At 54.4% G+C, this 1,016-nt stretch carries 1 protein-coding gene; it reads right to left on the reverse strand.

What is annotated here, in order from left to right; translation table 11 throughout:
- Positions 1–1,016: condensation domain-containing protein (locus ACM2FC_RS23465; protein ID WP_498483451.1), on the reverse strand; the 1,016-nt coding region annotated here is incomplete at both ends.

The following is a 1,016-nucleotide window of genomic DNA, read 5'->3' on the forward strand; positions in this document are numbered from 1 at the left end:
ACCACCCCACTGTCCGTGACGTATCTAACCGCTCGTCAATCGGCTCACGACCGTGTCCTTCCACTGTGATGAGCGTGTCATTCCGCTCAAACACTGTCGATAGCGCTATCGACAGTGCACTCAACAACAAATCATTAATCTCGGTGTGATACCCCTTCGGCGCCTCTTGAAGCAGTTGAGCGGTCAACGACTTGCCCCACTGCAATGTATGACGGGAGGCCTCTGAGGGGGAGGGCCACGACGCTTGCTTCGAGATGACCTCACGCCAATAGCCACTCTGCTCTGACCGTTGCTCTGCGTACTCCAACACCGCCTGCACCCATTGACGATAACTGCTCGTTTTATCAGCCAGCCCCTGCCCTGTCAGTAATTGTTGTACGTCTTCTGACAGTATCCGCCAAGACACCGCATCGATGATTAAATGGTGCGCCATCCATACCAAACGGGCATGCCCATCCTGGCAACCCACCACATGCACCGCTCGCCACACTGGACCCGACTGGATATCCAACGAGGCTTGGTAATCGCACATGGCCTCCCACCATTGCCTCTCATTCCATGCGCGAACATCCAGCGTTACAAGCGGCGGCGTCATACTGCGCGAATTGTACACCTGCACCCAACCCGACTCAGAGCGCTGATAGGCCACTCGTAGAATATCATGCTGCTGTGCCAACGCCGCTAACGTCCTGTCAAGTTGCTCTCGAGTCACATTCGATGGAATGCGCTGCGTGAAGGATTGATTGAAGTGGTTTGGCTTCGCGAATCGACGGTCAAAGAACCACTGCTGAACAGGCAAGAGCGCAAACTCACCCAACAACGTCCCTTGCTCAGCCACGATGTTTATCTCAGAGTGTTCAGACAGGCAATGCGCCAACGCTTTCACGGTCGGTGCCTCAAAGATATCTTTCACCTGAAGGGAGTGTCCTGCTCGGCGCAATCGAGAGACCAACTGGATAGAGACAATAGAATCCCCACCGATGCGGAAGAAGTTATCTTCTATCCCCACTCGCTCA

It is taken from the genome of Vibrio sp. A37 (genome assembly GCF_059777565.1).